At 52.7% G+C, this 25886-nt stretch carries 17 protein-coding genes; 3 read left to right on the forward strand and 14 right to left on the reverse strand.

Translation table 11 applies throughout. From position 1 onward, the window contains the following. Positions 1 to 250: 250 nt before the first annotated feature. The 3 genes from EG028_RS05755 to EG028_RS05765 form a co-directional block, all read right to left on the reverse strand. Positions 251 to 1108 (reverse strand): alpha/beta fold hydrolase, encoded by an 858-nt coding sequence (locus EG028_RS05755; RefSeq protein ID WP_120514624.1) that lies wholly within the window; start codon positions 1106 to 1108, stop codon positions 251 to 253. 137 nt (positions 1109 to 1245) lie between these two features. Further along, positions 1246 to 2169: a hypothetical protein gene (locus EG028_RS05760; RefSeq protein ID WP_120514625.1), complete on the reverse strand. Its 924-nt coding sequence runs from the start codon at positions 2167 to 2169 to the stop codon at positions 1246 to 1248. A 68-nt stretch (positions 2170 to 2237) separates the two neighbouring features. Further along, on the reverse strand, positions 2238 to 2741 hold the full coding sequence (locus EG028_RS05765; protein WP_120514626.1) for a hypothetical protein: 504 nt from the start codon (positions 2739 to 2741) through the stop codon (positions 2238 to 2240). A gap of 104 nt (positions 2742 to 2845) precedes the next feature. Between EG028_RS05765 and EG028_RS05770 the strand changes: the two genes are divergently transcribed. Then, the gene (locus tag EG028_RS05770; RefSeq protein ID WP_120514627.1) at positions 2846 to 3928 is read left to right on the forward strand and encodes a DNA alkylation repair protein; all 1083 of its coding nucleotides are present in this window, start codon (positions 2846 to 2848) and stop codon (positions 3926 to 3928) included. A gap of 3 nt (positions 3929 to 3931) precedes the next feature. On the opposite strand, the gene EG028_RS05775 is transcribed toward EG028_RS05770, so the two are convergent. The 10 genes from EG028_RS05775 to EG028_RS05820 form a co-directional block, all read right to left on the reverse strand. Continuing rightward, a complete protein-coding gene (locus tag EG028_RS05775; RefSeq protein ID WP_120514628.1) occupies positions 3932 to 4612 on the reverse strand; it encodes a hypothetical protein in 681 nt (226 codons plus the stop codon). A gap of 81 nt (positions 4613 to 4693) precedes the next feature. After that, positions 4694 to 5638 carry a glycerophosphodiester phosphodiesterase family protein gene (locus EG028_RS05780; protein WP_120514629.1) on the reverse strand — a complete coding sequence of 315 codons (945 nt, stop codon included), beginning with the start codon at positions 5636 to 5638 and terminating at the stop codon, positions 4694 to 4696. Between the two features lie 9 nt (positions 5639 to 5647). Then, entirely contained in the window at positions 5648 to 7051 is a 1404-nt protein-coding gene (locus tag EG028_RS05785; RefSeq protein WP_120514630.1) for an arylsulfatase, read from the reverse strand. Positions 7052 to 7054: 3 nt separating this feature from the next. Next, the gene (locus EG028_RS05790; protein ID WP_123864581.1) at positions 7055 to 9181 is read right to left on the reverse strand and encodes a WD40/YVTN/BNR-like repeat-containing protein; all 2127 of its coding nucleotides are present in this window, start codon (positions 9179 to 9181) and stop codon (positions 7055 to 7057) included. Between the two features lie 41 nt (positions 9182 to 9222). Further along, complete coding sequence (locus EG028_RS05795; protein WP_120514632.1) at positions 9223 to 10863, reverse strand: RagB/SusD family nutrient uptake outer membrane protein; 1641 nt, start codon at positions 10861 to 10863, stop codon at positions 9223 to 9225. Between the two features lie 18 nt (positions 10864 to 10881). Continuing rightward, a complete protein-coding gene (locus tag EG028_RS05800; protein ID WP_221198098.1) occupies positions 10882 to 14172 on the reverse strand; it encodes a SusC/RagA family TonB-linked outer membrane protein in 3291 nt (1096 codons plus the stop codon). A 201-nt stretch (positions 14173 to 14373) separates the two neighbouring features. After that, on the reverse strand, positions 14374 to 15510 hold the full coding sequence (locus tag EG028_RS05805) for a FecR family protein (RefSeq protein ID WP_120514634.1): 1137 nt from the start codon (positions 15508 to 15510) through the stop codon (positions 14374 to 14376). Positions 15511 to 15633: 123 nt separating this feature from the next. Further along, complete coding sequence (locus EG028_RS05810) at positions 15634 to 16206, reverse strand: RNA polymerase sigma-70 factor (protein ID WP_120514635.1); 573 nt, start codon at positions 16204 to 16206, stop codon at positions 15634 to 15636. Positions 16207 to 16435: 229 nt separating this feature from the next. After that, positions 16436 to 16954 (reverse strand): molybdopterin-dependent oxidoreductase, encoded by a 519-nt coding sequence (locus tag EG028_RS05815; RefSeq protein WP_120514636.1) that lies wholly within the window; start codon positions 16952 to 16954, stop codon positions 16436 to 16438. Positions 16955 to 16962: 8 nt separating this feature from the next. Continuing rightward, positions 16963 to 18948 (reverse strand): TonB-dependent receptor plug domain-containing protein, encoded by a 1986-nt coding sequence (locus tag EG028_RS05820; RefSeq protein WP_120514637.1) that lies wholly within the window; start codon positions 18946 to 18948, stop codon positions 16963 to 16965. A gap of 324 nt (positions 18949 to 19272) precedes the next feature. On the opposite strand from EG028_RS05820, the gene EG028_RS05825 reads away from it, so the two are divergent. Beyond that, entirely contained in the window at positions 19273 to 21666 is a 2394-nt protein-coding gene (locus EG028_RS05825; RefSeq protein WP_120514639.1) for a TonB-dependent receptor, read from the forward strand. Between the two features lie 290 nt (positions 21667 to 21956). Next, entirely contained in the window at positions 21957 to 22328 is a 372-nt protein-coding gene (locus tag EG028_RS05830; protein ID WP_120514640.1) for a DUF7878 domain-containing protein, read from the forward strand. A 98-nt stretch (positions 22329 to 22426) separates the two neighbouring features. Here EG028_RS05830 and EG028_RS05835 read toward each other — a convergent pair whose 3' ends face one another. Next, positions 22427 to 25849, reverse strand: coding sequence for a DUF7133 domain-containing protein (locus tag EG028_RS05835; RefSeq protein ID WP_120514641.1), 3423 nt, complete (start codon positions 25847 to 25849; stop codon positions 22427 to 22429). Positions 25850 to 25886: the final 37 nt, after the last annotated feature.

The raw sequence follows: 25886 nt of genomic DNA on the forward strand, positions 1-25886 counted from the left end.
GTCCGTAATAAACTCATTTACAGAATGTTTGCTGTCATAAAACGCCAAACGCCTTTTGATAAGAACTATTTAGCAGCGGCCTGAATTTTTTTTTGGTAGTCTCTTTATCTTAGAATACGCAATGACGGACTTTGCGCCAGCTTGGAGCACTAATGTGGAGGTTCAGCATCGAAGCAGGACGTTAGTCCGGATTCCAAACCTCTGCACTTTCATTGCAGAGAATTTTAGTGTTAAAATAGTACCGGGAGGCTCATAAAAAATCAGTAATCAGCTTTAATACCTCATCAAAATTTGTCTCCAGTGCCCAATGGCCACCATCAATGATATAGGTCTGGACATCCGGTAAGTCTTTCTTATAACAAGCAGCTTCTTTTATGTTAAAAAACACGTCATATTTGCCCCAGATAACCAGGGCCGGAGGCTGGTAAGTACGGAAATAGTCCTGGAAGGCAGGGAACATCCTGAGGTTATCCGCAAAATCACAATTCAGTTCCCACTGCATATCAATATTACCCGGCCGCTTCATAAGATCCCAGTCAATCATCCACAATTCCGGGCTGACCGCGGGCAGTAATTCCTCGGGTAATCCCGCTGTATATTGCGACCTGACGCCTTCTTCACTTAAGAACCCGGTCAGTTTTTCCTTTTTTTCGGGAGAGGGATTTTGCCAATAGTCTTTATATTCATCCCATTCCGGGCCAATACCTTCATCGTATGCATTACCGTTCTGGAAAATTAGCTTCTCTATCTTTTCGGGATGGTTGATACACATCCTCAGGCCAATAGGGCATCCATAGTCATGGAGATAAATAGAAAAGCGCTTCAGGCCTATCGCATCCGTAAATTTGTCCATGTACACGGCTATATTCCTGAAAGTATATTCAAACTTATCTTTATCCGGGAAAGCACTGAACCCAAATCCGGGAAAATCAGGGGCAACCAGGTAAAACCGGTCGGACAGGGCGGTCATCAGGTTTTTAAACATGACCGATGAGGTGGGGAATCCATGCAAAAGCAATAGTGCTGGATTTTTTCTGTCTCCGGCCTCCCTGTAGAAAATATCAATGCCGTCAACTTTAATTGATTTATTTAAGATTTGCCTGGCCATATGTTAGGTTATTGGTCCACAAATCTCCGCGAAAAACCATGCCATTTGAAATGTGGAGCTAAGTGCAACAAGTATACCCTGGCGCTACTGACGTTTATGAAGCAGACCGGCAAACAAAACTGCTGTAAAGCCAGCGATTATTCCATTACCCTCTTCAATAATTCCAATCCAAACCCCGAGATCAGCAAACGTTCCTTCCTGTTACCGAGTAATTGTTGTGTCCAGGTGGTGAAGCCGCCGTCCGCGATCTCCCATTCCTGCTCTTTTACCCGGATCACGACTTTGAATTGCAGGCCGGAATAGTAGTTGTTTTCCATGTTGTCCTCAATGGCTTCGACTTGCAGTCCGGGGAGCCGTTCCGTCAAATACCGGGTAATGGTTTCCACAAGGCCCTGGCCGTCCGTATATCCTTCACGGCGTTTAAAACGCAGGTGCATTTCGCCGATGCCATACACCTCTTTCAGCAGGGCCTGCCATGCCAGGGTATGTTTATACATGCTTTCGCATTCGAAGCGGTAACCGCCGCTGTCCGTACCGGCGGACACCAGGCAGGCGATCGTAAAATGCGGGGTAAAAGCTTTGGAGAGCGGCGGTTGCGTGCGGATGTGGCGCTGCACCGTACAAAGATCCATGTCCGAAGTGAAGCCCTGCTGTTTGTGCTCCGCGATGTGCAGCGCGAGCGCATTCGTAGCGTCCGCCAATACCTCCGCTCCTCTCGTGGCGCTCATAACCTTTTCCTGGTTTACGGTACCCAGCACGGAGCAACTGCCCAGCTGGGCCACCGGCGATAAGATCATTGCTTTAAAATGTACACCTTCCAGCACACGGAGCGCAGCCAGCTGTATTTCCGTCAATGCCACGGCATCCATATCCGAGGGTTTCACGAAACGGTTCTGTTTGTACAGGCTCAGCAGGCCCGGCGCAGTAAGGGCGGCCGAGCGGCGGTTGAACACTTCCAGCAGCAGGGAGTTAAAATCAGCCCCTGGCATCTCTGCCAGGGCATCAACGATATTTTTCCCCTTACATTTTTCGATGATGCGGTTTATAATTTGCTGATCCATATGCTATCATTCGTGATCTGAATTAATGTCGGATAATCACAAGGACCTGTGAAAAGCCAGGCATCCATTTACCTGAATTCACGGATCTCCAGCTTAGTAAAATAAGACAAACTTCCAGCGATATGTTTAGACTCGTCTTCACCGAGGTCCCGTACTATAAATATCTTATTATTTTCCCCTGAAACATAAATCCCATATATGGCTCTTCCCCACGAATTACTATATACACTAACCCTGATAAAATATACTGCCGGGTCTAAGGAGTACGCTCTCCCGTTTATATCGTATTCAATCTCACCCTTCCGCTGAATAGAAATATCAACGTCCTGTTTATACCTCCATAATTTGTACAACCAGATAAAAAGAATAATCGTTGCCGGAATCGAAATATTTCGTGTGCTTGTCCAAAACCCTTCAACAGTGAAGCCATTCGTAAACAAATACGAAAAGCCTATGGCCGCAAAGATCAATACTCCTGTAATATATCTAAACTTTCTCCCCCTGCGGGGTTTTGCCAGGCGCCATTCATCGCTCCCCATCGAAATTACATTCGTTATATTCTTTAGATCCATTTTTGCCGTTTCATTATAACTCCTAAAATACCAGATAAATTCATGAATTCAAGTAGTTGGCTTGAATAAAAGCAACAAACAGGATTTTCTTTAATTTTGCCCGCATGGACCCACTGAAGGAAATGTTCAACAAAGAGTTTTACCGGCATTTTGCAAAAGCGTTTGGCGAAGCGGACAGGAATTTTAATACCGGCGCATTTGTAAAAGACGTCACCCGCGACATGGAAGGGCTTTCCCTGAACGGCAGGCTGAGAAATACTTCCGTGGTGCTGCATAAACACTTGCCGGAAGATTTTCAAAAAGCCATCACGATCATCTACAAAGCCGCTCCTTCCCTTCAGACCGGCTACACCGCCCTGGTGCTCCCCGATTTTGTAGCCCTTTACGGTAAAGCTGATTTCGACCTTTCCATGGAAGCGCTCAAACACTTCACCCAACTTGGCTCTTCCGAATTTGCTATCCGCGAGTTCCTGAAAACGGACCTCAGTAAAACGCTGAAAGTGATGAACAAATGGGCGGAAGATAAAAACCCTCACGTCAGGAGGCTCGCCTCAGAAGGCAGCAGGCCCAGGCTGCCCTGGTCTTTTAAGCTGGATGAGATCATCAAAAAACCAACGCTTACACAACCCATCCTGGAGAAACTGAATGCGGACAACGAGCTGTACGTGCGCAAATCCGTGGCCAATCACCTGAACGATCATTCCAAAGACAATACGGCATATATGCTGCAACTGGTGAAAGCCTGGGACAAAAACCACCAGCATACCGCCTGGATCATCAAACACGCCATCCGCACCCTGATCAAAAAAGGTGACAAAGACGCGCTGATGATCTTCGGGTTCGGGGAAGATGTAAAAGTGAAGCTGCAAAAGTTTTCTATCGATAAAACCGCGCTGCGGCTGGGGGAAACGCTGCAATTCAGTTTCCGGCTGGCCAGTGAAAGCGATGCCCCGCAGAAACTCGTGATCGACTACGCCGTGCATTACGCAAAATCCTCCGGCGCTCTATCGAAAAAAGTGTTCAAGCTGAAAGAAGTGACCCTGCAACCGGGGGAAACGATCGATGTCAGCAAAAAGCAGTTATTCCAGGACCTGACCACGCGGAAACATTACGCGGGCAAACACCTGCTGGAGATCATCGTGAACGGGAAAATGATGGGGAGTAAGGGTTTCAGCCTGGAGGTCTGAGTTCTACCAGAATTTCCACCAGGGCCGTTTTGCTCCGGAGGCCTGTTGCGATCCTGCTTCCGGAAATGTCATTTCGGAAATATTTAAATCAACCCCTTCCCATTTTTCAGTTAAAGTTTTGCCGATCACGTCCTGTTTTACGAGATAATAATTCCTGTCCACCGGATCACTGAAGAGCTCAAAACCAAGCCCATTACAGAAATTCTCCAGGTCGCTCTGACCGAACCGCACGTTTGCGAATCCATATTCATCCTCACCGGGGAAAAACGCGCTTTCAAAAGGGAACAATTCGCCGCGGTCGATGTATTCTTCAGGATTATCGCCAAATCCTTCCAGCTCCCGCCTGAATACGCCATCTTCAAAAAGCAGCAGGTAATAATAGTCAGATGTGCTCTGCCCGATTATTTGCAAGGCCTGTGTCCGAAATTGAGCAGACATCATTTTGACCCAATCAGGTAGTTTGGAGAAGGAATTAAGGTGTACGCGCACCCAGCCGTTTTTCATATCCTCCGTTACCAAATAGCTGGGCAATGCCTGTTCATCTTCCAATATCAGCGAATAACAATTATCCAGTTCTTTATCGCCGCATGGCTCCGCTTCGCCGGTACCGGCAAGCTCTTTCAAAAACGAAGCTACTTCCTGATGATTGTCGTGTTTTACAAATAAATGCAGCCAGGTGCCCATAGGTGTATAGAGATTTTATGGGCTGAAAGTAATAAAAAAACCGGGGAAACCTCACAGCTCCCCGGTCGTGCACATTCAAATTTATTTCCTGAAATACTTCGCCTTGGAAGAAGCCGCCTGCTGCAGGGAACTGAGCGCCGCGCCCGATTCAATGCCAAGGTCCGCTTCGATCACATCCGCGCCCTGCCTCACCAGGTTCAGATAACCCGCTTCCAGCTCCGCCGCGGTGATCTTGCCGTTCATAAACTGCCGGTCGATATTGCGGGAGCTGCCCAAAATGCACATCGCTCCGCGTTTGTGTATCTCGCTGAACATGTTTTTGTCCTGTGGCATATCATGGCTCACAAAACCGATCATATTTTCCCAGGGCACGCCGCATTTGTCCAGCTCCGCGATCTGCTCCGGTTTGGCCGCCATTACTTCCATCACGATGTCTTTGCTCACTTTGTAACATTTCTGGATATCTTCGATGGAGTACGCGATAATGATCGCGCTGCCTTCCGCTTTATGCTCCACCACTTTGCCCGCCCGCACATCGATAGGTACATCCTTCGCGTCGATCACGAGGATGGTTTTGCCCTTCGCCCATTCCAACGCTTCATCCAGCGTGGGGATCGTGAAGTTGGTCAGATTGCCTTCCGTGTCTTTCAGGCGAAGTTTTTTCAGCTCGGCCAGCGTATGGTCCACGACTCTGCCGGTGCCGTTCGTAGTGCGTTCCAGGTTGGGGTCATGCATCAGCACGATCTTCCCGTCTTTGGTAAAACGCGGGTCTATCTCCAGCGTGGCCGGGCAATGAGAAAGGGTGTTCTCAAACGTTGCGATACAGTTTTCCGGAAACCCTTTACGCGGGCCGCCGCGGTGAGCGCTCACGAAAGGCAGGCGGTCCGGCGTGTATTTAAAGAAGTCTTTGATCTCCCCTGCGTTGCCGGTATGGATGGTATGCAGCTGCGCGGGCTGGCGGAAACCAAATATCATGGCCTGCATCAGCAGGAAAAGTACCGGTATAATGTATTTACTCTTCAACATGTCTGTTCATTATTTTTTATATGGAAAATACGATGCATCCGCTACTGTGGCTTTTTTCAGTATCTCTTCCACCTGCTTAACCGTTCCGGGATTGGCGGCGGCTACGTCCGTGGTTTCCGATGCATCCGTTGATAGGTCGTATAGCTCAGGTGGATTTATTTTCCCGTCGGGCATACTTTTGATGACGGCCTTCCATTTGCCCATCCTTACAGCGCGGCAGTCCAGCCAGTTCCTCGGCAGCGTGGCGCCAGGTTTGGCCCAGTCGTAATTGTAGGTGTAAAACTCCCAGTAAAGATACGGACGTTCTTTCTGCCCGGGTTTCCCCGTCCAGTTGTTGTACAGCGAGATGCCGTCTAAACCGGCGGGCGCTTTGATGCCGGCCGCTTCGCAGATAGAGGGCAGCAGGTCCCAGGCGGCGGTAGGCTGTGCGGACAGGGTGCCCGGTTCGATCTTCCCGGCCCAGTTCGCGATCAGCGGGCCGCGTATGCCGCCTTCGTACAGGCTGGTCTTTTGTCCCCGTGAAGCGCCGTTGCTTTTGAAGAATTTCCCGAAAGCGGGATTGGCGCCGTTGTCGCTGGTAAAGATGATAAGCGTGTTTTTGTCCAGGCCTTTTTCTTTCAGCGTTTGCAGGATGCGGCCAATGTCCGCGTCCAGCAGGGAGATCATGGCGGCGTAGTTTTTCATCTGCTCCGGCCAGTTTTTATCCGCATACGCTGAATTGTCCGGGATCACGTGTTTGCCATGCGGGATCGTGTAAGGCAGGTACAGGAAAAACGGTTCGTCCTTTTTGGTGTTGCCCAGGAACTGCATCGTTTTTTGTACGAACAAGTGGTGGCTGTATGCGCCTTCTTTTCCATCGGCGTTTTCCGGCAGCATTATTTTCCGGCCGTTCTCGTACAGGAAGGGCGGGTAATAGTTATGCGCCTGGATCTGGTCCAGGTATCCATAACTGTAATCGAAGCCCTGCTTTTCAGGTCCGTGCTGCTCCCCTCCCAGCCCCCATTTGCCGACGAGGCCGGTATGATACCCGGCGCTTTTCAGCAGCTCGGCTACCGTCACCTTTTCCGATGGCATGGGCGGGTCTTCCTGCTGATCCGTCAGGAAGTTGCCGCGTATCGCGGTGTGGCCGGTATGTTTACCGGTGAGCATAGCTTCCCGCGAGGGCGCGCATACTGTACTGCCCGTATAGTGGGAAGTGAACCGCATGCCGCCGCGGGCAAGCGCATCGATGTTTGGCGTGTGTATCATTTGCTGGCCATAGCAGCCCAGGTCCCCATACCCCATATCGTCCGCCAGTATGAGGATGATGTTGGGCTTTTCTGAAACCGTTTTGCCGGCGGGCGTGCCTGAAAAGCACAGCCCGGCCAGCAAAATGATACAGGATCCGCTGAATAATAATCTTTTTTTATGCATGGTTTATGGTTGTCCGTATAACACTCCGCGGCCGCCCGTGCCTACGTACACTTTCCCGAACACGGTCCTGTCCCCTGCCAGCGCTTTCACGCCCGCCGGGAATTTCTGTGTGCCGTTATCGATCTGGTCCCAGCCCGCGCCGAGATTGGTGGAGCGGTACAGCCCTTTGATGCCGCCGACGGTGCCGTAGGCGAACAAAGTGGGTGTGCTGCCGCCGCTGGCCGGTGCGCCCCAGGCAAAGGCCGTGCAGGTGGTGAGCGCGGTTACTTTGGTAAAGGTAGTGCCGCCGTTAGTGGTTTTGTACAAACCGTTCCCGTCCAGGCTCACCCATACTTCATTCGCTGTGCCCGGCCTTGCGGCTACGAACAGGTAGGAATTTTTGTTCGGGATGGCCGTGGCGTTCTGCTGCGACCAGGTGGCGCCGCCGTCTGTACTGGCGTAGAGGAAACCGGTTTTGTAGATGTAAAACTTGTTGCCGTCCACACAATCCGCTGTGATGGAAAAGTCTTTGCTCCACACATCGATGGCGTTTACCGCGCCGGTGGGCGCGCCCGTTGAAGCCGCCCAGCTGCTGCCGCGGTTCGTGCTGTAATACACGCCGCCGCCGGGGCTGCCGCCCGCGATGTACACCATCTTGTCAGGATTGGTGGAAGAGATGCAGATGCGGCCCAGCTTCACGCCGGAAGGCAGGGTGCGCGTGGTCCAGGAGGTACCGCTGTTCGAAGACGTTGCCAGGATGGTGCCGGTGCCGTCATTGCCGGAAGCACCCAGGATGGCAATGTTCGCCGGTTGCGTTTCGCAGTAGGAGATGCTGAAACCTTCGTTGATGTTGTACAATCTCGCGGAAGGATACACATCCACGTTGTCGTGCCTGAAGCCGAATACATCCGCCACGCCTGAGTACAGGGGCACTCCGCCCGGAGCGGAAGCGAGTGTGAGCACTACCGTTTCCTCATCGCCTTTGATACGGGTAGTGAAAGCTACAGAGCCGGTTGCCCATGCATTGGAACTAAACCATACGCCGAACCAGTCGGAATAATAAAGGTCTCCGTGGTGCAATGGATCAAAGGCCAGGCATGAGGTGGCGCTGGAAAACCAGCCGCTGGGCCACCAGGGAGCCTCCAGTGTTTTTACGATGGGAAGGGCCGCAGTGTTCATCTGTTCCCAGCTCGTACCGCCGTTTGCAGAGCGGTAGAGCGGATTATTAAAAGAAGAGTAGCGCTGGCTTACAGCGATTTTATTATGATCATACGTTTCTACCGCGATGCCGCAATAGTTTTTGTTGGTGCCGCCCGCAGGGGTGATGTCCGTCCAGGTGCTGCCGTTCCATACGGTTACGCCGGTGGAGTGCGCCACATACAGTTTACCGCCCATTACCACCATGCGGTTGGGCGAGGTGGGCGCGCCGGCCATGGCGGTGAAGGTGGTGCCACCGTCGGTGCTGCGGTAAATGCCGGTGCCGGGTACGCCTGCGTATACTTTCGCAGAGCGCCCGCTAACCGCGGTGGACGGGTCCGTTACCACGGTACGCACGCCTTTGGTGCCATTGGGCACGGAGGTGATCTTCGTCCAGGCCGCGCCGGTGTTTGTACTGCGGTACAGGCCATCTGTGCGTGTGCCCGCGTACACCACCGTGCTGGTGAGCGAATCTACGCTCAGGCATTCGCCTATCCAGCGGAGATCGCCATTGCCGTCGTAGGTGGTGGACATCAGTTTGGTCCAGTTGCCACCCTGATCGTCCGACCGGTACACACCGTCGTTCAGGGCGAGGTACACCCTGTTGGGCGCGTTGGCATCCAGTGCCATACCATCCACCCTGATAGTGCTGATACCGTCCAGGATGGGGATCCAGCGCTGGTTCGTACCGTCCCAGCGGTAGGCGCCGCCTACGTCCGTACGGGCATACATACGATTGGCCGTGTTCGGGTGGATAGCCAGGCCGGTGATGTACCCGCCGCCGCCGATCGCCACGCTGCCCCAGTTGTAGGGGATCACGGCCTGGATGGATGACACGCCGGAGCGTTTGCCGTCCAGTACTTCTTTTTCCAGTTTTTCACTCATCTTTTTGCATGAGTACGCACCGAGGATGGCCATGCTGATGGCCGCCACGATAGTCGCGGATAGTTTCATAAAACAAACTTTGGAGGTTAATGAATAGTGGTTTTCAGTCATCAGTAATTATCGTTCTGCAGGATCTTCGGGTTTTGTGCAATGACGCTTTGCGGGATGGGCATCAGGTAGTTTTTGGATTTATCGAAGGCGATCTTTCCGCCGCCTGCGTTTACTTTTTCATATACCGGTTTGCCGCCCACGACGGTGATCTTCATGGCGCGGAGCGGTTGCGCGAAAATGGTTTCGGCTGTTTTCCAGCGGCGGATGTCCGAGAATCGTTTGCCTTCAAAAGCCAGTTCCACTCTCCTTTCCCTGCGGATGCGCGCGCGCATCTCTTCTTTGGTAAGGTTCGCGGGCAGCTCGGGCAGGCCGGCCCTGAACCGCACTTTTTTCATGGCGGCATATACGGTCTCGTCCGGGCCCACGGCTTCGTTCTGCGCTTCGGCATAGTTCAGGAGCACTTCCGCGTAACGCCAGATGATGGAGTTGCCGCCGCTGCTGTTGCCGGGCACTACGCCTGGGTCCACCGCTTTTTTCATAAAATATCCGGTGCGGCCTTTACCACCCGCGCCGGAAGCGTCCAGCTCGTTAGGATTGTTTGCCACGCCCAGGCGGGTGTAAATGATCCCGCTTTTCCAGGGGGAGCCGTCGTAAATGATCGTAGCGGCAAAACGTTTGTCGCGGTTGTCGTAAGGGTGCTCGGGATCGTACATCGCGGAGCCTTCCGCTTCGGTCTTGCCATCCAGGAATTCGTAGTCGTCTACGAGGTTCTGCGTGGGGTTCACGGCGCCCCAGCCGCCGCCGTCCGATACCTTTACCGGGTTCCAGTATTTCTCTTTGATATTGCCTTTGATGTTCGCCGCGTACTGGATGTCGAAGATCACTTCCACATTGTTTTCATTGGCGGGCAGGAACAGCGCGCCGTAGTCGGAATAGAGGTCGTACCCGACGCCTGCTTCCATGATCTTTTTGTTGGTCGCGGCAGCGTCCGCCCATTTGGAGGCGTACAGTTCCGTTTCACCTTTTAAAGCCCATGCGGCGCCTTTGGTGGCACGGCCGGCATCTTTGGCCGCTACCTTCAGCGGAAGGTCCGCAGCAGCCTCTTCACACTCTTTCTGGATAAATGCCACACATTCATCCCAGGTGTTGCGGGGATTAAAGATGGCATCGCCCTGTTCCGCCTGGTTCAAAGGAATGGTGATGATGGGCACGCCGCCGTAGATGTCCATCAGGGATTTGTAAAAATAGGCGCGCAGGAACTTTGCCTGTGCCAGCATACCTTTTTTGGTCGCGTCATCGAAGTTTGAAGCGGATACGTTTTTGATGAACACGTTGCACTTCCGGATGTTCGTGTACATGTTTTTCCAATGCGGCGTGAAGATCGGCGTGGAGGGGCCATAGGAGCCCTGCGCGAAATTCTCGTAAGACGGGATGCCCGCCAGCGGGCCGCTGATGCTGTTGTCCGAGAAATTATCCAGCGGGTCGTTGCTGATCTCGGAGGGTACGTTGGTGAACACCGTGCTTTGCGGGCCGGGGTTCAGGTTGTTGTAAATATCGTTGAGGAACAGCCCCGCGTTTGTGGGTGTCTTCCATACGGACGCGTCGGTGAGCTGGTCTGTCGGTTCAATATCCAGTGAGTCGTCGCAGGAGGCCAGCATGATGCAGCAGCCTGCTATATAAAGAAGTTTCCTGAGTTTCATCGTTGTACGTTTGCTGGGTTAGAAATTGACATTTAAACCGAAGGAGAACACCTTCTGCTGGAAATAATAACGGGCTCTTTTGCTGGCGCTGCTTACGCCTATCTCCGGATCGAGGTATTTTTCACCGGAGAAAGTGAGCAGGTTCTGCGCGGCGGCATACAGCCTGAGGTTGGACATTCTCATCCTTTTCATCACGGCCTGGGGCAATGAATACCCCAGCTCGATATTTTTCAGCCTGATATAAGACCCGTCTTTCTGCCAGAAAGAAGATACCTGCTGGCTGTTCGTACTGGGCGAAGGCATGATCACCGGGTATTTGGCGTTCCTGTTCTCAGGCGTCCAGTAATCCAGCTGCTCTTCGAATATTTTTGCGCCGTTGAAAAAAGGCAGCGATGCTTCGTTAGTGAGCTGGAAACTGCTTTGTGTAGCGCCCTGCCACAGCATGCTGAGATCTATGCCTTTCCAGCCGGCGTTCAGGTTGATGCCAAAGATCACCTGCGGAAAGGCGGGATCGCCGATCACCACCTGGTCGTCGTCCGTGATCTTTTTATCCCCGTTCACGTCCTCGTAGCGGATATCGCCGGGGCGCAGGGTGCCGAACTGTTTGGGCGCCGCGTCTATCTCTTCCTGCGACTGGAAGAAACCGATGGCCCGCAGGCCGAACTGTGTATCCAGCGGCCGGCCGGTGCGGCTCCTGTTAGGGTTGTTTTTGGTGGCGGTGTTCTCAAACGTTTCCACCAGCGTGTTTTTGGCGTAGGAGAAGTTGATACCGCCGCCGATGGTGATACCGTTGCGGAGCGTATTGGTCGTATTGATGGAGAAGTCCAGCCCCTTGTTGTCCATAATGCCCGCGTTCACCTGCGAAATGCCGATACCGTATTCCACGGGTACTACCGCGGTAGGCGCCACCAGCATGTCCGAACGGCGTTCTTTGAAGAAGTCCAGCTCCACGCCGATCCTGCCCTGCAGGAACATGCCCTCGATACCGATGTCCGCCTTTTTCGCCGTTTCCCAGGTGATGTTGGGATTGGACTCAGCTCTTTCGAATACGCCCTGTACCTGTGAGAACTGCGTACCGCCAAAACCATAGCTGCTGTTCAGCCCGTAGCTGCTCAGATATTGGAAGGGCGAGCCCGCCAGGTTGCCCGAGATGCCGTAGGAGGCGCGCAGTTTCAGGTTGTCGATCCACTTGTAATTGTCTTTGATGAAATGTTCTTCAGACAGTCTCCAGCCCAGTGAAAAGGCGGGGAAAAACGCGAACCGTTTGCCCGGTGCGAAAAAATAATGCCCGTCGTAACGGCCGGAAAGTTCCACGAGGTATTTCGAAGCGTAGTCATAACCAAACCTGTACACAAAACCGAGTTGTTTGAAAGATCCGGAGGAACCGTTGTTGTCCAGGTCCGCTTTGGAAGAGCTGCCCAGCGACAGTTCATCCAGCGTCACCTGGTAGTTCAGGCGGGAAGCGCCGAAGGTATTGTTATCACCCTGGCGGAGCTCGGCCACACCCAGTGCGTTGATATTATGTTTACCGAAAGTACGTTTGTAAATGATGTACCCCTGCAGCGTGGTATTCACAGATTCGTCGAAGTCCTGGTTCAGCTGCGGTGAAGGCACGCCGGCTTTGGTTTCCACGAATTCATCCTGCGCGTTCAGCGACCAGATGCTATAAGGCAGCTGCCATTGTTTGCTGGTATTATAGTTTTTGTCGTAGGCGCCCACGGCCTTCAGCGAGAGGCCCGGCACAAAAGGCAGCTGCTGCTCGATAGAGAGTTGTGTGAACAGCATATTGCCTTTTCTCCTGTTGTAACCGCTTTCGTAGATGGAAGGCAGCAGGCCGTTGCCGGGCAGGCCGTTGCTGAATTTCAGCTGGTTGAGCAGCAGCGGGGGATTTTTGGTAACGGAGGTGTAAATGCCGGTGCCGCTCGTGGAACCGGGATTGTCCGTTACTTCCAGCGTGCCTTTTACGTCCAGCGATACCACGGTGGTTTTGGTGGCGTTCACGTCCACATTCGAGGCGAGGTTGTAGCGGCGGTATTTGATCACATCCACGGAGCCCTGCTGGTAGAGGTGGCCGAGCGAGCTGAAGAAACGGATCTTGTCCGAGCCGCCGGAGAACGTGAGGTTCTGCGAGGTCATGGGCGCATTAAAATCGATCACGTCCCTGAGCCAGTTGCTGTTCGGATAATGGTCGGGGTCGGAGCCGTCTTTATATTTCTGCAATTGTTCGTCCGTATAAGCGGGCGCCAGTCCGGCGTTTTTGTTGGCCGCGTTCAGCGTGCTGGCAAAGCCGTAGGAATCCAGGTATTTCGGGTACTGGGTGGGCCTTTGTATGCCGTACCAGGTATCAAAGCCAAGCTCTACTTTGCCCTGTTTGCCACGTTTGGTAGTGATGAGCACCACACCGTTTGCCCCGGCCAGGCCGTAAGGCGCAATGGCGGCGGCGTCTTTCAGCACGGAAATGCTTTCAATTTCGTTGGGATTGATCTGCGAAAAAGGACGCGGTACGCCATCCACAATGGTGAGCGCGCCATTCCGGGAACCGGTGGTGCCTACGCCCCTGACCCTGATGGTAGCGGCATCCGCGCCGGGCTCTCCGCTGCCCTGGAAGGCCAGGATGCCGGACACCCTGCCCGCGATGCTGTTATTGATATTCGCCACGGGATTACGGGCGATCTCCTGCCCTTTTAACGTGGACACGGCGGCGGTAGTGGATGCTTTTTTCTGTGTGCCGTAACCTACTACGATCACTTCGCTGAGGCCTTTCAACTCTTCTTCCAGTACAATATCGAGCAGGGTATGCCCGTTCACCGGTATTTCGCGCATCTGGAAACCAACATAGGAAACCATCAGCACCGCGTCTTCCGGCGCATTGATCTCAAAGCGGCCGTCCGGGTTTGTGACCGTACCGGAGGAGGTGCCTTTAACGATGATCGTCACACCGGGGAGGAAAGTACCTTTATTGTCTTTCACCACACCTTTTACGGTCAGGAACTTCATATCCGGAGAGGCAGTGATGGCGATCACGCTGTCTGACAATATCTTGTAATTCAGGTTGGAAGCGGCCAGCAGCGCAGTGAGCACGTCGGTCAGTTTCTGGTCGCCATTTGTACGGTAAGACACGGTCCTGCGCAGCCCGGCTTCCTTCGAGTTATAAAAAAAGCGGCAGCCGGTGGCCGATTCGATCTTTTCAAGTGCGTTGGAGAGTCTTACTTCTTTAACATTCAGCGAAAGCTTTATGTCTTTCTGTGAATATACTTTGGCAGACAACTGCATGCAAAATAGAAAAACAGCAAGTAGCGTCAGTCGCATAGTTCTATCAATTTGCTTGACATTCACATAATGGCATGAGGGACCATTAAGTAGATTTTTTTTCATACTTTTAGCTTTTATTGGTTTTTGGAAGCTGCTTTCTCAAGGGGCTCTTCCAAATAAAAATCAGTATACCGGAAAGGGGGATGTTGACGCATTCCTCTTTCTATTTTTTGTACGGCTGGCGGCTATCCTGCGCCCTTATTGGTGAATGATGATCCTGTCATTTTGTATGCTGTATTTAAACGGTGCTATTACCTGTAGAACTTTCAGCGCTTCTTCCAGGCTTTCATTTTTGAATATGCCGGTGAGCTGGTAATCTTTGATGTCTTCGTTTTTAATGACAATGGATACGTTGTAACGTTTTTCCATCATGGCTGCGAGGTCTTCGAACCGTTCTTCCCTGAATATTAATTTGTTTTCTATCCAGGCGGTTTCCACGATATCGTTGGTCTGCTGGTAAGGGATGATCTCCGTTACTTTCAGTTCCTGCTCCGCCTCCGCCTGTTGGGCTGCAGGTTTGCCCGCGTCCGGCGCGGCATTGCGCAGCACCAGCTTTTCGTTCGGCTTCATTCTTATTTTACGGGAGGGGTCTTTTTTGAGGGATACTTCCAATGCGCCTTCTATCAGCGTGGTTTCCGTGGTGGAGCCGCCGGCGTAGGCTTTTACGTTGAAGGAAGTGCCCAGGTCCGTGATATCCGCTTCCTGCGTATGGACGATAAACGTGTGATGGTCGTTGTGTTTAACTTTAAAAAAGGCCTCTCCCACCAGTGACACTTCCCTGTTCTCCAGGCTGAAATTCTTGGGATAAGTGAGTTTGCTGCCCGCGTTGAGCCATATTTCGGTGCCGTCGGCCAGCGTGATCTGCGTTTTGGAGCCCGGGGGCGCGGCGATCTCGTTCATGCCGTGCACAACCGTAGTTTTGCCGGGTTTGAACAGGGTAAGGCCGGCCCAGGCCGTGACCGCGATGCCCGCCACTACCGCGGCGATACGCACCAGGGGGGAATATTTCCGGATACGTGCAGGAGATGTTTCTTCCGGCCGTTCATCCTCGTATGGCGGAGTTTCCTGCCGTACATCCTCCAGCCTGCCGTTCAGGATGGCGTTCAGCTTCTCAGGCGCGGTGTGTGCATCCAGCAGCAGCTTGATCTCGTCTATAAATCCGTCAGTGACATTGTCCAGGTTGTTCACCGCCTGGATCAGTTCATAGGAATACCAAAGCTCGGGGTCTTGTTTGAGCAGTTCTTTCAGTTCCTTTTCTTCCTCAGCACTGATTGAGCGGGACAGCTGCCTGCCCATCAATAACCATACCCTGTTGGAATCTTTCATCTGGTTCATAATTGATCTGATAACTGTACCAGTTTACTATACGACTGTAAAGTGATTCCATTCTACTAAGGGAAATAAAAAAATATCTGAAGAAATTTTCCGGGGCCGGGAAGCCACTTTGGTAAGGGAGAATTATACTTCTTTGGAGAGGGTGCGTTCTTTGTTAAAGATGTTCACCGCCTGCACCAGCCTTTTGAGGGCTATGGCCAGTTGCACGTCGATGGTGTTCACGGAGATATTCAGTTTTTCGGATACGTCTTTGTTCCGCATGCCTTCCAGGCGCACCATTTCGTAGATCTGGCGGCAGCGGGGCGGCAGGGCGTTGATGGCGTTGCGGATGCAGTCGTACAGCTCCATGGAGATCACGAGGCTTTCAGGGTCCTCTGCCGTAAGATCCCGCAGGGGAATGCCGGAAAGAAGGCGCTGTTCTTTTTTCCAGCGGGCAAGCTGGTCCAGCGAAGCATTCCGCACGGCGGTGAAAAGATAAGCCCGGAGATTGCTTATTTCCACGATATTGCCTTTCATCTGCCAGACCTTCAGCAGCACATCGTTTACAATCTCTTCAGCCGGCTCTCTCGCCTTCAGGTAAGCGGTGGAAAAATCCAGCAGCGTAGCGTGATATTGGCTGTAGAGCAGCTGATAGGCTTCGCTTTCCCTGTTTTCGGCAATAAGATCCGTAAATACTTTGGTGATTGGATCCAACATAAAGTTGATTAGTCTGGTGTGCAATATCCACAATCAATATTAACTGAATGTGAAATGAATTTAAATTGCAACAACTCGCGGGAAACAACGTGGCCGGAAAAATACCGGGATAGATTTTGTGATCAGTCGGTTCAACAAATTTATACGTTTAGCGGAAAAATGCAAGGGGGAAATAAAAATACCCGCAAAAAGGATGCGGGTATTACTTCTTGTTGATGTTAACACCTTTTCAGGGCAGCTTACCCACTTCAATGCTGCTTACCCACTTCACATGCCTTGGCCCGGTCACTTTATCGTTGCTGCAGATCATTACAAAACGGCCGTCTTCAAGGATAGGTCCGCCATTTTCCTCGTAGATCAGGAATACATGATCGCCGGTGGGATTGTTATAAATATCGTTCCAGGCGTACAGCACGGTATAACCGTCTGTGGCCCTGATGGCGATGTAATATTTCCCTCTTTCCTTGGGTTTGGGCATGATGATGCCCGCACTGTCCAGGATGGTTTTGAGACGGATGCCGGTGAAGGAACGCAGCACTTTTTTGGTTTCGCCGGAGGAGCAGACGATATCCAGGTTGTTTCGGGTTTCCGGGCGGAAGGCGGCTACATTCCCCAGGGTGCAGACGAAAGGGTGGCGGATCAGTCCTTTTACGGCCACCTGCCCGGTAGTGTCCGGCAATATAGTGGCGTGGCCGGTAATTACAACCTGCAGCAGCAGGACGGTGAAAATGATCTTTATGTACATCATCGGAAAAATTATAAACGGGAATAATGAATGTTCAATTTAACAAAATAGTTCCTTCCCTGCTCAGGATAACCTTCCACAAGTGAATAGTTTTTATCGAAAAGATTGTTCACCCCCGCGATCACTTTTACCCACCTGTGCAGCGGGATCACGCCGGAAGCGTTGAGCAGGAAAAATCCGGGCGTCTTAACGCCATAACTCGTACTATACCGCGCCGTGTTATATTCCCCGTTCAGCATCACTTCCAGGGCATTGAGCGCATATATAACTGTTCCGGTTACACGATGATCGGGCACGTCGGTGAACCGTATCTGCGGCTCGCTGAGATTGCGGCGGCTGATATAAGCGTAATTGAGGCCCGCGTTCAAACCCTTCGTAACACGGTAATTCACGGATACTTCCGCACCATGAAAGGATGCCCTGCCTTTGTTCTGCATCTGCGAAAGCCAGCGGCCCGCCGCCGTATCGTATCGCACATTGTTCACTCTCTGGATCACGTTGCTGATGCGGGACAGGAATACGGCCGCCTGCAGCCGGAACCTGCCCAGCGCCGCATCGTCGTATTTCAGTTCATAATGCTGTGCATCTTCCGCATTCAGCCCGGGGTTAGGAACCGCAGTGCCGAGACGGTAGGAATAACGGTCTTTCATGGTAGCAAGCCTCGTCATGCGGCCAAAGGATGCTTCGAGGTGGCGGGCCGTGGAAAAATAATGCAGCAGGGCGGCCTGTACGTTCCAGGCGTCGTTCCGGCCATGAGGGAAACTGCTGATGGTTTTGGACTGGCTGTTATAGTCTTCCGCGCGTATGCCTTCCCGGAAATTCCAGCCCAGGCCCGCCTTAACCGTCCAGCGGGCGGATAGCCGGTGCTCATCCGTAATACCCGCGGCCAGGGTCCGGTCCGCCATTTCCCGCTCCGGCTCGCCCAGGTTATGTTCTTTATGCACGTCCTGTTTAAAGTGCACGGATGCCGTAAGATGGTTCGAACCGGACAGCGCTTTGCGGTATTCCGCATTGGCGCCGATATTATGGTCGTTGTACAGGCTGCTGAAGGCATACGGGCGGGTTTGTCTGGTATAGGAACCATCGTCGTAGCTGTCCAGCCGGTTGCGGAACTGGTCGTAATACAGGCGGAGCTTAAGATATCCCGCACTGTCCGTTTGAATATTGGCCAGGAAGTAGGCGCTGCGTTTGTTCCAGTAAGGCCATTGCCAGTAGCGGGGATTTTTGAAAAGGGAGTTCAGCGTATCCTGCCCTGCATATACGGGATTGCCTTTTTCGCCCTGCTGATCCAGGTAACCGAGGGCGTACTCGCTGCGGCGGTTGGGCCTGTATCCCAGTTTGAGGCTGAGTTTCATGTCCTTCGCGTCCACATGGTCCCTGTTGCCGCCGTCTTCGTTTTTTACGGGGGTAAACTTATCGGACAACTGGTAGCCGTTGCGTTTGTATACAGAAAGCCCCGCCTGGGCGTAAAACTTCCCGAAACGGCTACCTGCGTTCAGGAACCCGTCGTGCCCGCCTGAAAACCAGCCGCCGCCGGCCTGGAGATCCAGTTTGTGCACCGGTTGCACGGTGACAATATTAATGGCGCCTCCCATCGTGTTCGGGCCGTATAATACGGAGGCATTGCCTTTACTGACGGTGATCCGGGAAATATCATAGGTGGTGAAACGGGCGAGGTCCACATACCCGTCGTATGGCACGTACACGGGGATACCGTCTACAAAAACGGGGACCTGGCGCAGGTTAAAACCCCGGATGTATAGCACTGATTCGTTCCTGGGGCCAACGTTCCCGATGGTAATACCGGGAATGAGGTCCAGGGCTTTGGCGACATTCAGACGTTGATACCGCAGCATATCTGTTTTGTTGAGGGTGGAAAAGGTATCGGGCTCTGCTCCTTTCACTACTACCTCTCCCAGCCTGAAAACAGCCGGATTTTGGGCTTGGACGCCGGTATATATAATAAAGAAGAGGATCAATAGAAGGGAGCGTTTCATGATTACGTAGGTTTGGTTGATGACGACAAAATATACATAATAATTTATTCTATGTCACATTTTTTAATGATAATATTGTTAAAAAATGATGAAATTGTTTATATATATCATTTTTTTGAATCAATACTTCAGTTTTTCGTACACGTCTCGTTATTTTATTATAAAATTTCGAGGCATCGAAAAAATCAAGACGATCAGCTACAGGTGTCACAACAAAGTCATTTCACCCTTTTCTTCAAAAAAATTCCCAAATTCGAAAATCATTCCGCTTTCGTCATTGGAACTTTGCGCTCTCTTATTTTACACCACTAGAACGTCAGACCAATGATCAAAAGGCTACTTTTACTCTGTACCCTCCTCTTTTCAGTCACTGCAATATTTGCGCAGAACGCCTTTGTAAAAGGCACCATCACCACCAGCGACGGCAAACCCGCCGCCAACGTGACTGTCATGATTGAGCAAACCAAATGGGGCGCCATCAGCAACGAAAAAGGAGAATATCTTATAAAGAACGTGCGCCCGGGCGCCTGGAACCTGAAGGTTTCCGCGATCGCCGTGGCCAGCCAGACCAAACAGATCAGCGTGGCCGCGGGAGAAACCCTCCAGGCGGACTTCGTGCTGAACACCAGCTCCGCCCAGCTGCAGGAGGTGATCATTTCCACTAAAGGCCCTGTTAAGGAAAACAATATCGTGGCGAAAATGCCGCTGAAAAACCTGGAGAATCCGCAAGTGTATAACACGGTTTCCGCCGAGTTGATGAAACAGCAGAACATCACCACTTATGATGATGCGATGCGCAACGTGCCCGGTATCTCCCGCACCTGGGAATCCACCGGCCGCGCCGGCGATGGCGCCGCTTATTTTTCACTGAGAGGTTTTGACGCACAGCCCGCGCTGACCAACGGCCTGCCCGGTATGGTGAGCGGAAACCTGGACCCTGCCAACGTTGAAGCCATCGAAGTGATCAAAGGCCCTTCCGGTACCCTGTTCGGCGGCGCTTTTTACAGCTACGGCGGTATTATCAACACCATTACCAAAAAACCTTACCACAGCTTCGGCGGCGAAGTAGCTTACACTTTCGGCAGCTACGGGCTGAACAGGATAACAGCTGACATCAATACCCCGCTGAGCAAAACCGAAAAGATCGCGCTGCGTGTAAACACCGCTTATCATACTGAAAATACCTTCCAGGATGCCGGCTTCAAAAAATCCTTCTTCGTTGCCCCGGCCCTGAGCTACGAGGTGAACGATCGCCTGTCCTTCAGCCTGATGGCAGAAATCTACCAGGAAGAAAGATCGGTTGCCCCGGTGTTTTTCCATTCGGACCGTGTGACCCCGCTGGTATTTAAAAACATACAGGAGCTGGGCCTGAACGACAAACTGTCTTTCACCAGCAACGACCTCACCATCCGCAACCCGCGATTCAACATCCAGGGACAGATGGTCTATAAATTATCTGATGTGTGGACTTCCCAGACCGTGGTATCCCGCGCCCAGGTAAAATCCGACGGCTATTATTCCTACATCTGGGATGGCGCCGGCGGTGACGAATGGTTTGAACATTACATCCACAATGAAAACCAGACCACCTATACCACAGACATCCAGCAGAACTTCAATGCCGACTTCAAAATAGGCAGCCTGCGCAACCGCCTGCTCGTAGGCCTCGACTACTACGGCCGCAAAGTCATCGACAACGGCGGCGGCTGGGGCGTCATCCGGCAGGTAACACCCTGGGGCGATTCAAGGGATATCGATCCGGACAACCCGGTGTATCTCACCCGCGCTTCCGTGGACAACATGCTGAGTGGCCTGGACCCGATGATCGGTTCCAACATCGATAACTATTCTTACAGCGCATATGTTTCCGACGTACTGAACATCACGCCCGCACTGAGCGTAATGGCCAGCCTTCGCGCGGATTATTTTTATACGCCCGGCGATGGTGACGACGCCACTGAAGGTGACGAATACGATCAGTTCGCCCTCTCTCCCAAGTTCGGCATCGTATACCAGCCGATCCTGAACAAACTGTCCGTCTTCGCAAACTACATGAACGCTTTCATCAACGTAGCGCCGCAACAGAATTTCAACAGCCCCCAATACCAGGCTTTCAAACCCGAGCAGGCGAACCAGTGGGAAGCCGGCGTTAAGGCAAATCTTTTCTCCGACAAACTCCAGGCTATCTTGTCTTATTATGACATTACCGTATCGGACAGGGTACTGTATCCCCCGGCGGCAGATGCTTTCCAGGGCGGCAAAGCAGGCAGCAAAGGTATTGAGGTGGAATTAACCGCACAGCCCGTACATGGCTTTAACATCCTTGCGGGTTACAGCCATAACAAAACCGAAGTGCTGGAAGGCATGGGCACCGATTTCTACGCGGAAAAAGGCCGCGCTACCGGTGGCCAGGGCCCGCAGAACCTTGCGAACCTCTGGGCAACCTACAAGTTCAGCAACGGCACCCTCCGCAATTTCGGTCTGGGCATCGGCGGAAACTACGCCAGCGAATACCTGGTGGTAGACAACAGCGTGACCGGCCAGTTCTTCCTGCCCAGCTACACCCTGCTGAACGGAAGCGTGTTCTACAACGCAGACCACTTCCGTTTCACCCTGAACGTAAATAACATTACCAACGAACAATACTACATCGGCTACTGGTCCGTAAACCCGCAGAGAAGGCGGAACTTCGCCTGCAGCTTTGCGTACAAGTTCTAGGCAGCTCATTAACATTTGCAGAAAAGCCGTATGAAACGATTGATTCATACGGCTTTTTTGTATCTTGAAAGGCAGAATGCCATCTGAATGACAGCAGCACTAGCCAGAACAACCGGGGGCAAAAAAGCTTATTTTCGCCATCATAATACTACTGAAGGCAACGGCCGGGGAAGCCCTGGACATGGTAATGCCCTTTGCAAAAATAATCGTACCGCTCATGCTGCTCACCTGGTTCTGGACGGCATGGCGCATCAAACAGGAAACGGAACAGGAGGAAAAGTCAGAATAATATGGTAAAAATTACCTTTCAGATCACCGATACACCCACCGCAGACACTGGTCTGGATGCACTGGCATATATGGAGGGAGACATGCAGATCCACCTGCACAATACTTTATTTGTCAGCCTGCCGCGCACGCTCCTGCTGGACTTTGCGGGTTTCGCGCAGCGCTGGCTGGACAATCATGAAACTTCCCCCTCGGCCTACCTCCCCATGAACCAGGAAGAAGCCGTGCTCAGCATCGAAAAAGCCGGGGCCGGCCACTACCGGATCACGGCCGCTAATGCGGAGAAGGGGGATTTCCCACCGGTGAAGGAAGAACACGTTGCCGAAGCTTTCGCGAAGTTCCTGGATGAACTCGAAAAAGAACTCAGGAAATAAACACGCGGTAACGCCGGCGTGTATACGATATAGAGAAAACGAAAGAGGAGTTAATGTTATCCATTAACTCCTCTTTCGTTTATATCATTCGCCGGTAATTACTCTTCTTTGGCTTCAGCCAGGAAACTTACCACATCGCGTATTTCTTTTTTGGACAGCACAGCTTTCATATCCGGCATGGAAGAAGGCGAAAAGGTCTTTTTCACAATGTCCGCATTCGCGATCTCCTTTTCCGGTTCCAGCCCGTCCTTGATCTTCAGGCCATTTTTGGTTTCGCCATGCACAATGCCGGAGATCTTTTTACCGTCTTTCAGTTCCAGCGTTACCATCCCAAAACCAGGCGCCAGCCTTGCGCTGGGGGAAATGATCGATTCCAGTATCTGCTCGCGGGAAATGCGCTTCGCCACACCATTCAGGCGCGGGCCGGCGTTGCCTCCCCTGTCGTCGTAGGCATGGCATTTCATACACTGCGCGTTCTGATTACGGTAAAATATCTGCCTGCCGCGGTTCGGATCGCCGCCTTGCAGGCTGCTGGCATAAGAAGCCATCACTTCGTCCGGGGAAAGTTTGTTGCTGATCTCTTTATAACGGGCGGCCAGCGGACCGGAACGGGTGCTGTCTATCGCTTCGCCCAGCTCCAGGTAAAGGTCCGGGCCCAGCTTACCGGCGGCCATTTTATCCAGCAGCGCTTCAATGGCTTTGCCACTGTTGTCCAGCGGGAGTTTGCCCAGCGTGAGCATGGCGGCCTGCTGCTCTTCCCTGGTGCGGGTGTTGATCACATTGGCGAGCAGGCTCACGATCATGTCTTTCGGGATCGTCATTTTTTCCATCAGGTCCAGGCCAGTTACGCGCACGGACTTTTCCCTGTCCGCGAGCGCGTGCCTGATGCCTTTTTCCACCAGCGGGTCATTCAGCGCCACCAGCGATATTAATGATTCGGAGCGCATGGAGGGCTCGCGGTCCGACTGCAAAGCTGCCAGCAGCGGAGCGGCGGCGGATTTAATATCCAGCTGCCGGATGGCTTTCGCGGCGCTGATACGCACGGCCAATGATTTGTTTTTCAGCAAAGCGGTGAGCGCCCCAGCCGATTTGCCCGCCACCATCGCGGGATCCTTTTCCACGGGGCCACGCAGGCGGCCATCCACCCTGTCCAGCACGGATGGTTTAGCCCATACGGCTATCACATCCACGGCTTCGGCACGCATGGTATCGGGATTTTTATCGTTCAGGGAATAGTCTGTCAATGCCTGTAAAGCGGCTTCATTGCCCACGCGCAGGTTTGCACTGATCACGCGGCGGAGCAGCGCTTCATTGGTAAAATTTGTGGTGTTCAGCAGGCCTGCCAGCGCGGGCAGCGCATCTTTAATAGAAAGGTCGTCGTTGATCGCGCGGGCTGTTTCCGTTACGATGAACTCATCCTGGTCCTGCAGGAACACCGCGATGCCGGGATGGCTCATTCTTCTCAATGCCACTACCGCCGCGATCCTGACGGCTCTTGACGGGCTTTTGGACAGCGCAATCACAGGCTCCGCTTTGCCGATCCTTGCGAGGGCAAGGCTGCCGGCGTGGCGCAGATATACATCTTCGTCATTGTTCAGCTCCAGCATGGCTATAATGGGCTGAATGGCGGGCTCATACTGAATCCTGCCCAACGCCTCGGCGGCAAAGAAACGCGCGCGGCTGGCCGTGTCTTTCAGTACGGGAATGAGCGCGGCGCCCGCTTCACGGTATTTGATATCGCCCAGCCATTTGGCCGCCTGCGCCCTGATCTCGGGATCCGCATCTTTCAGCAGCGGCAGCAAAGCCGTAGCGTATTGTTTGTCTTTGCGCGCCAGCTGGCTGATGCCCCAGATGGCGTGTATCCTGCTCAGCTGGTTGTCCCCGGGCTGGAGTGCCTGTTTAAACAACTCCGCTCCTTTTTCGCCCCGTTTTACCAGTTCAAACTGCGCTTTCATTCTCACACGCATATCGGGGCTGCTGAGCAGCTTGCCCAGGTCTGTTTCTTTGCGGCTGCTAAAATCCGCTGCCAGCAGGGTTTTTACTTCATTGCGTATAGCCGTGCCCGCTGCATCTTTATGATCCAGCTTCCAGATGCGGCCATAGTTGTGCGTATCCCATCCTTCGATCCAGTCCGCCACGTACAACGCACCATCCGGGCCAAAGTCAAGACCGGTGGGCAATACGCCGCCCAGTACTTTTTTGTGATCGCCCAGTTCAAAACCCGCGCCTTTGGCGTTCAGCTTAAAACTGTGGATGCCGGAGCTGAAAGGCGAGCCTACAAACTCGGCGATAAAGAAAGTGTTTTTATATTCAGGGCTCAATGCGGTACCGGGATTGTACACCATACCGGCCGGACCGCTCACGAAGTTTGCAATGCAGGGCAAAATGTAAGCCGCCTGGCCTTCCCAGCGGGGCAGGTACATTTTTTCCTCCATCCACACTTTGTAGCTGTTGTTCAGCGGGTCGCGGTATTTACCGTACTGCCAGTTGCTACGCCAGCCAATGTCCGCGCCGTTCACCACGTACACCAGGCGTTCTTTTTCGCCGGGGTGGTCGCCGTCATTGTCTTCGCTGATGAGGTTACCATATTCGTCGAATACAAATTCATGGGTATTGCGGTTGCCATAGGCGAATACTTCAAAGTCGCTGCCATCCGGGTTCGAGCGGGCTATCACGCCACTGTTCGGATGTTCCCACTTCTGCCCGTCAGGGCCTGTGCCGTTAAAACCGATATCGCCGATCTGCCAGTAGATCCTTCCATCGGGCCCCATTTCCACACCGCTCATGCCATGCCCGCTGAAACCTACGTGAATGCCATAGCCATGGGAAAGAGATATTTTTTCATCCGCTATCCCGTCTTTGTTTTTATCTTTCATTTTCCACAGATCCGGGGCGATGGCAACATAGAGATCATCCCCATCCGCCAGCACGCCGCCGGCCACATCGTCCACTTCATTATTAAAGTCATCCACGACCAGCTGCGACTGATCGGCCACACCATCGCCGTTAATATCTTCCAGGCGGAATACATTGTCTTTTTCAATGGTAAGATCGCGCCAGTCGTGAGAACTGTCGCCGTTCAGGTCTTCCAGCCATTTGTTCCTGTCGCTGTTTTCGGGGGATAATTCCTTGTGCAGGAAAGCGCGGCGGTCTTCCACCGTTTGCAGGCTGATGGAGGGTATCTCCCAGTCGCGGTGGCCGCGGATGTCGAACTCGGAGTGTTTCTGACGGTTCGTGGTCGTGTAATACAACCTTCCCTGGTCATCGATATCAATGGCGATCGGTGAGATCACGAGGGAATCGATGCCCCAGAGTTTGAGCGTGAGGCCTTCGGCCAGTTCCGGTTTTACGGAAGCGGTGATCGAATCGGCAAAACGCGCGGTAAAGGAGGAATCCATCAGTTTGATGCGCCTGTCCTCAGCGGTCGGCTGTTTGCAACCGGGCAGGCATGCGGCCGCTATCGGCAATGAAAGAAGAAAGAGAGCGTGTAGTTTTCTGTGCAACGTGGAGCTTTGTACCATTGTAGATTTACTGTTTTGACGTAAGGGCTTTACAATG

The sequence above is a fragment of the Chitinophaga barathri genome, assembly GCF_003807585.1.
In the GTDB taxonomy this organism is placed as follows: Bacteria; Bacteroidota; Bacteroidia; order Chitinophagales; family Chitinophagaceae; genus Chitinophaga; species Chitinophaga barathri.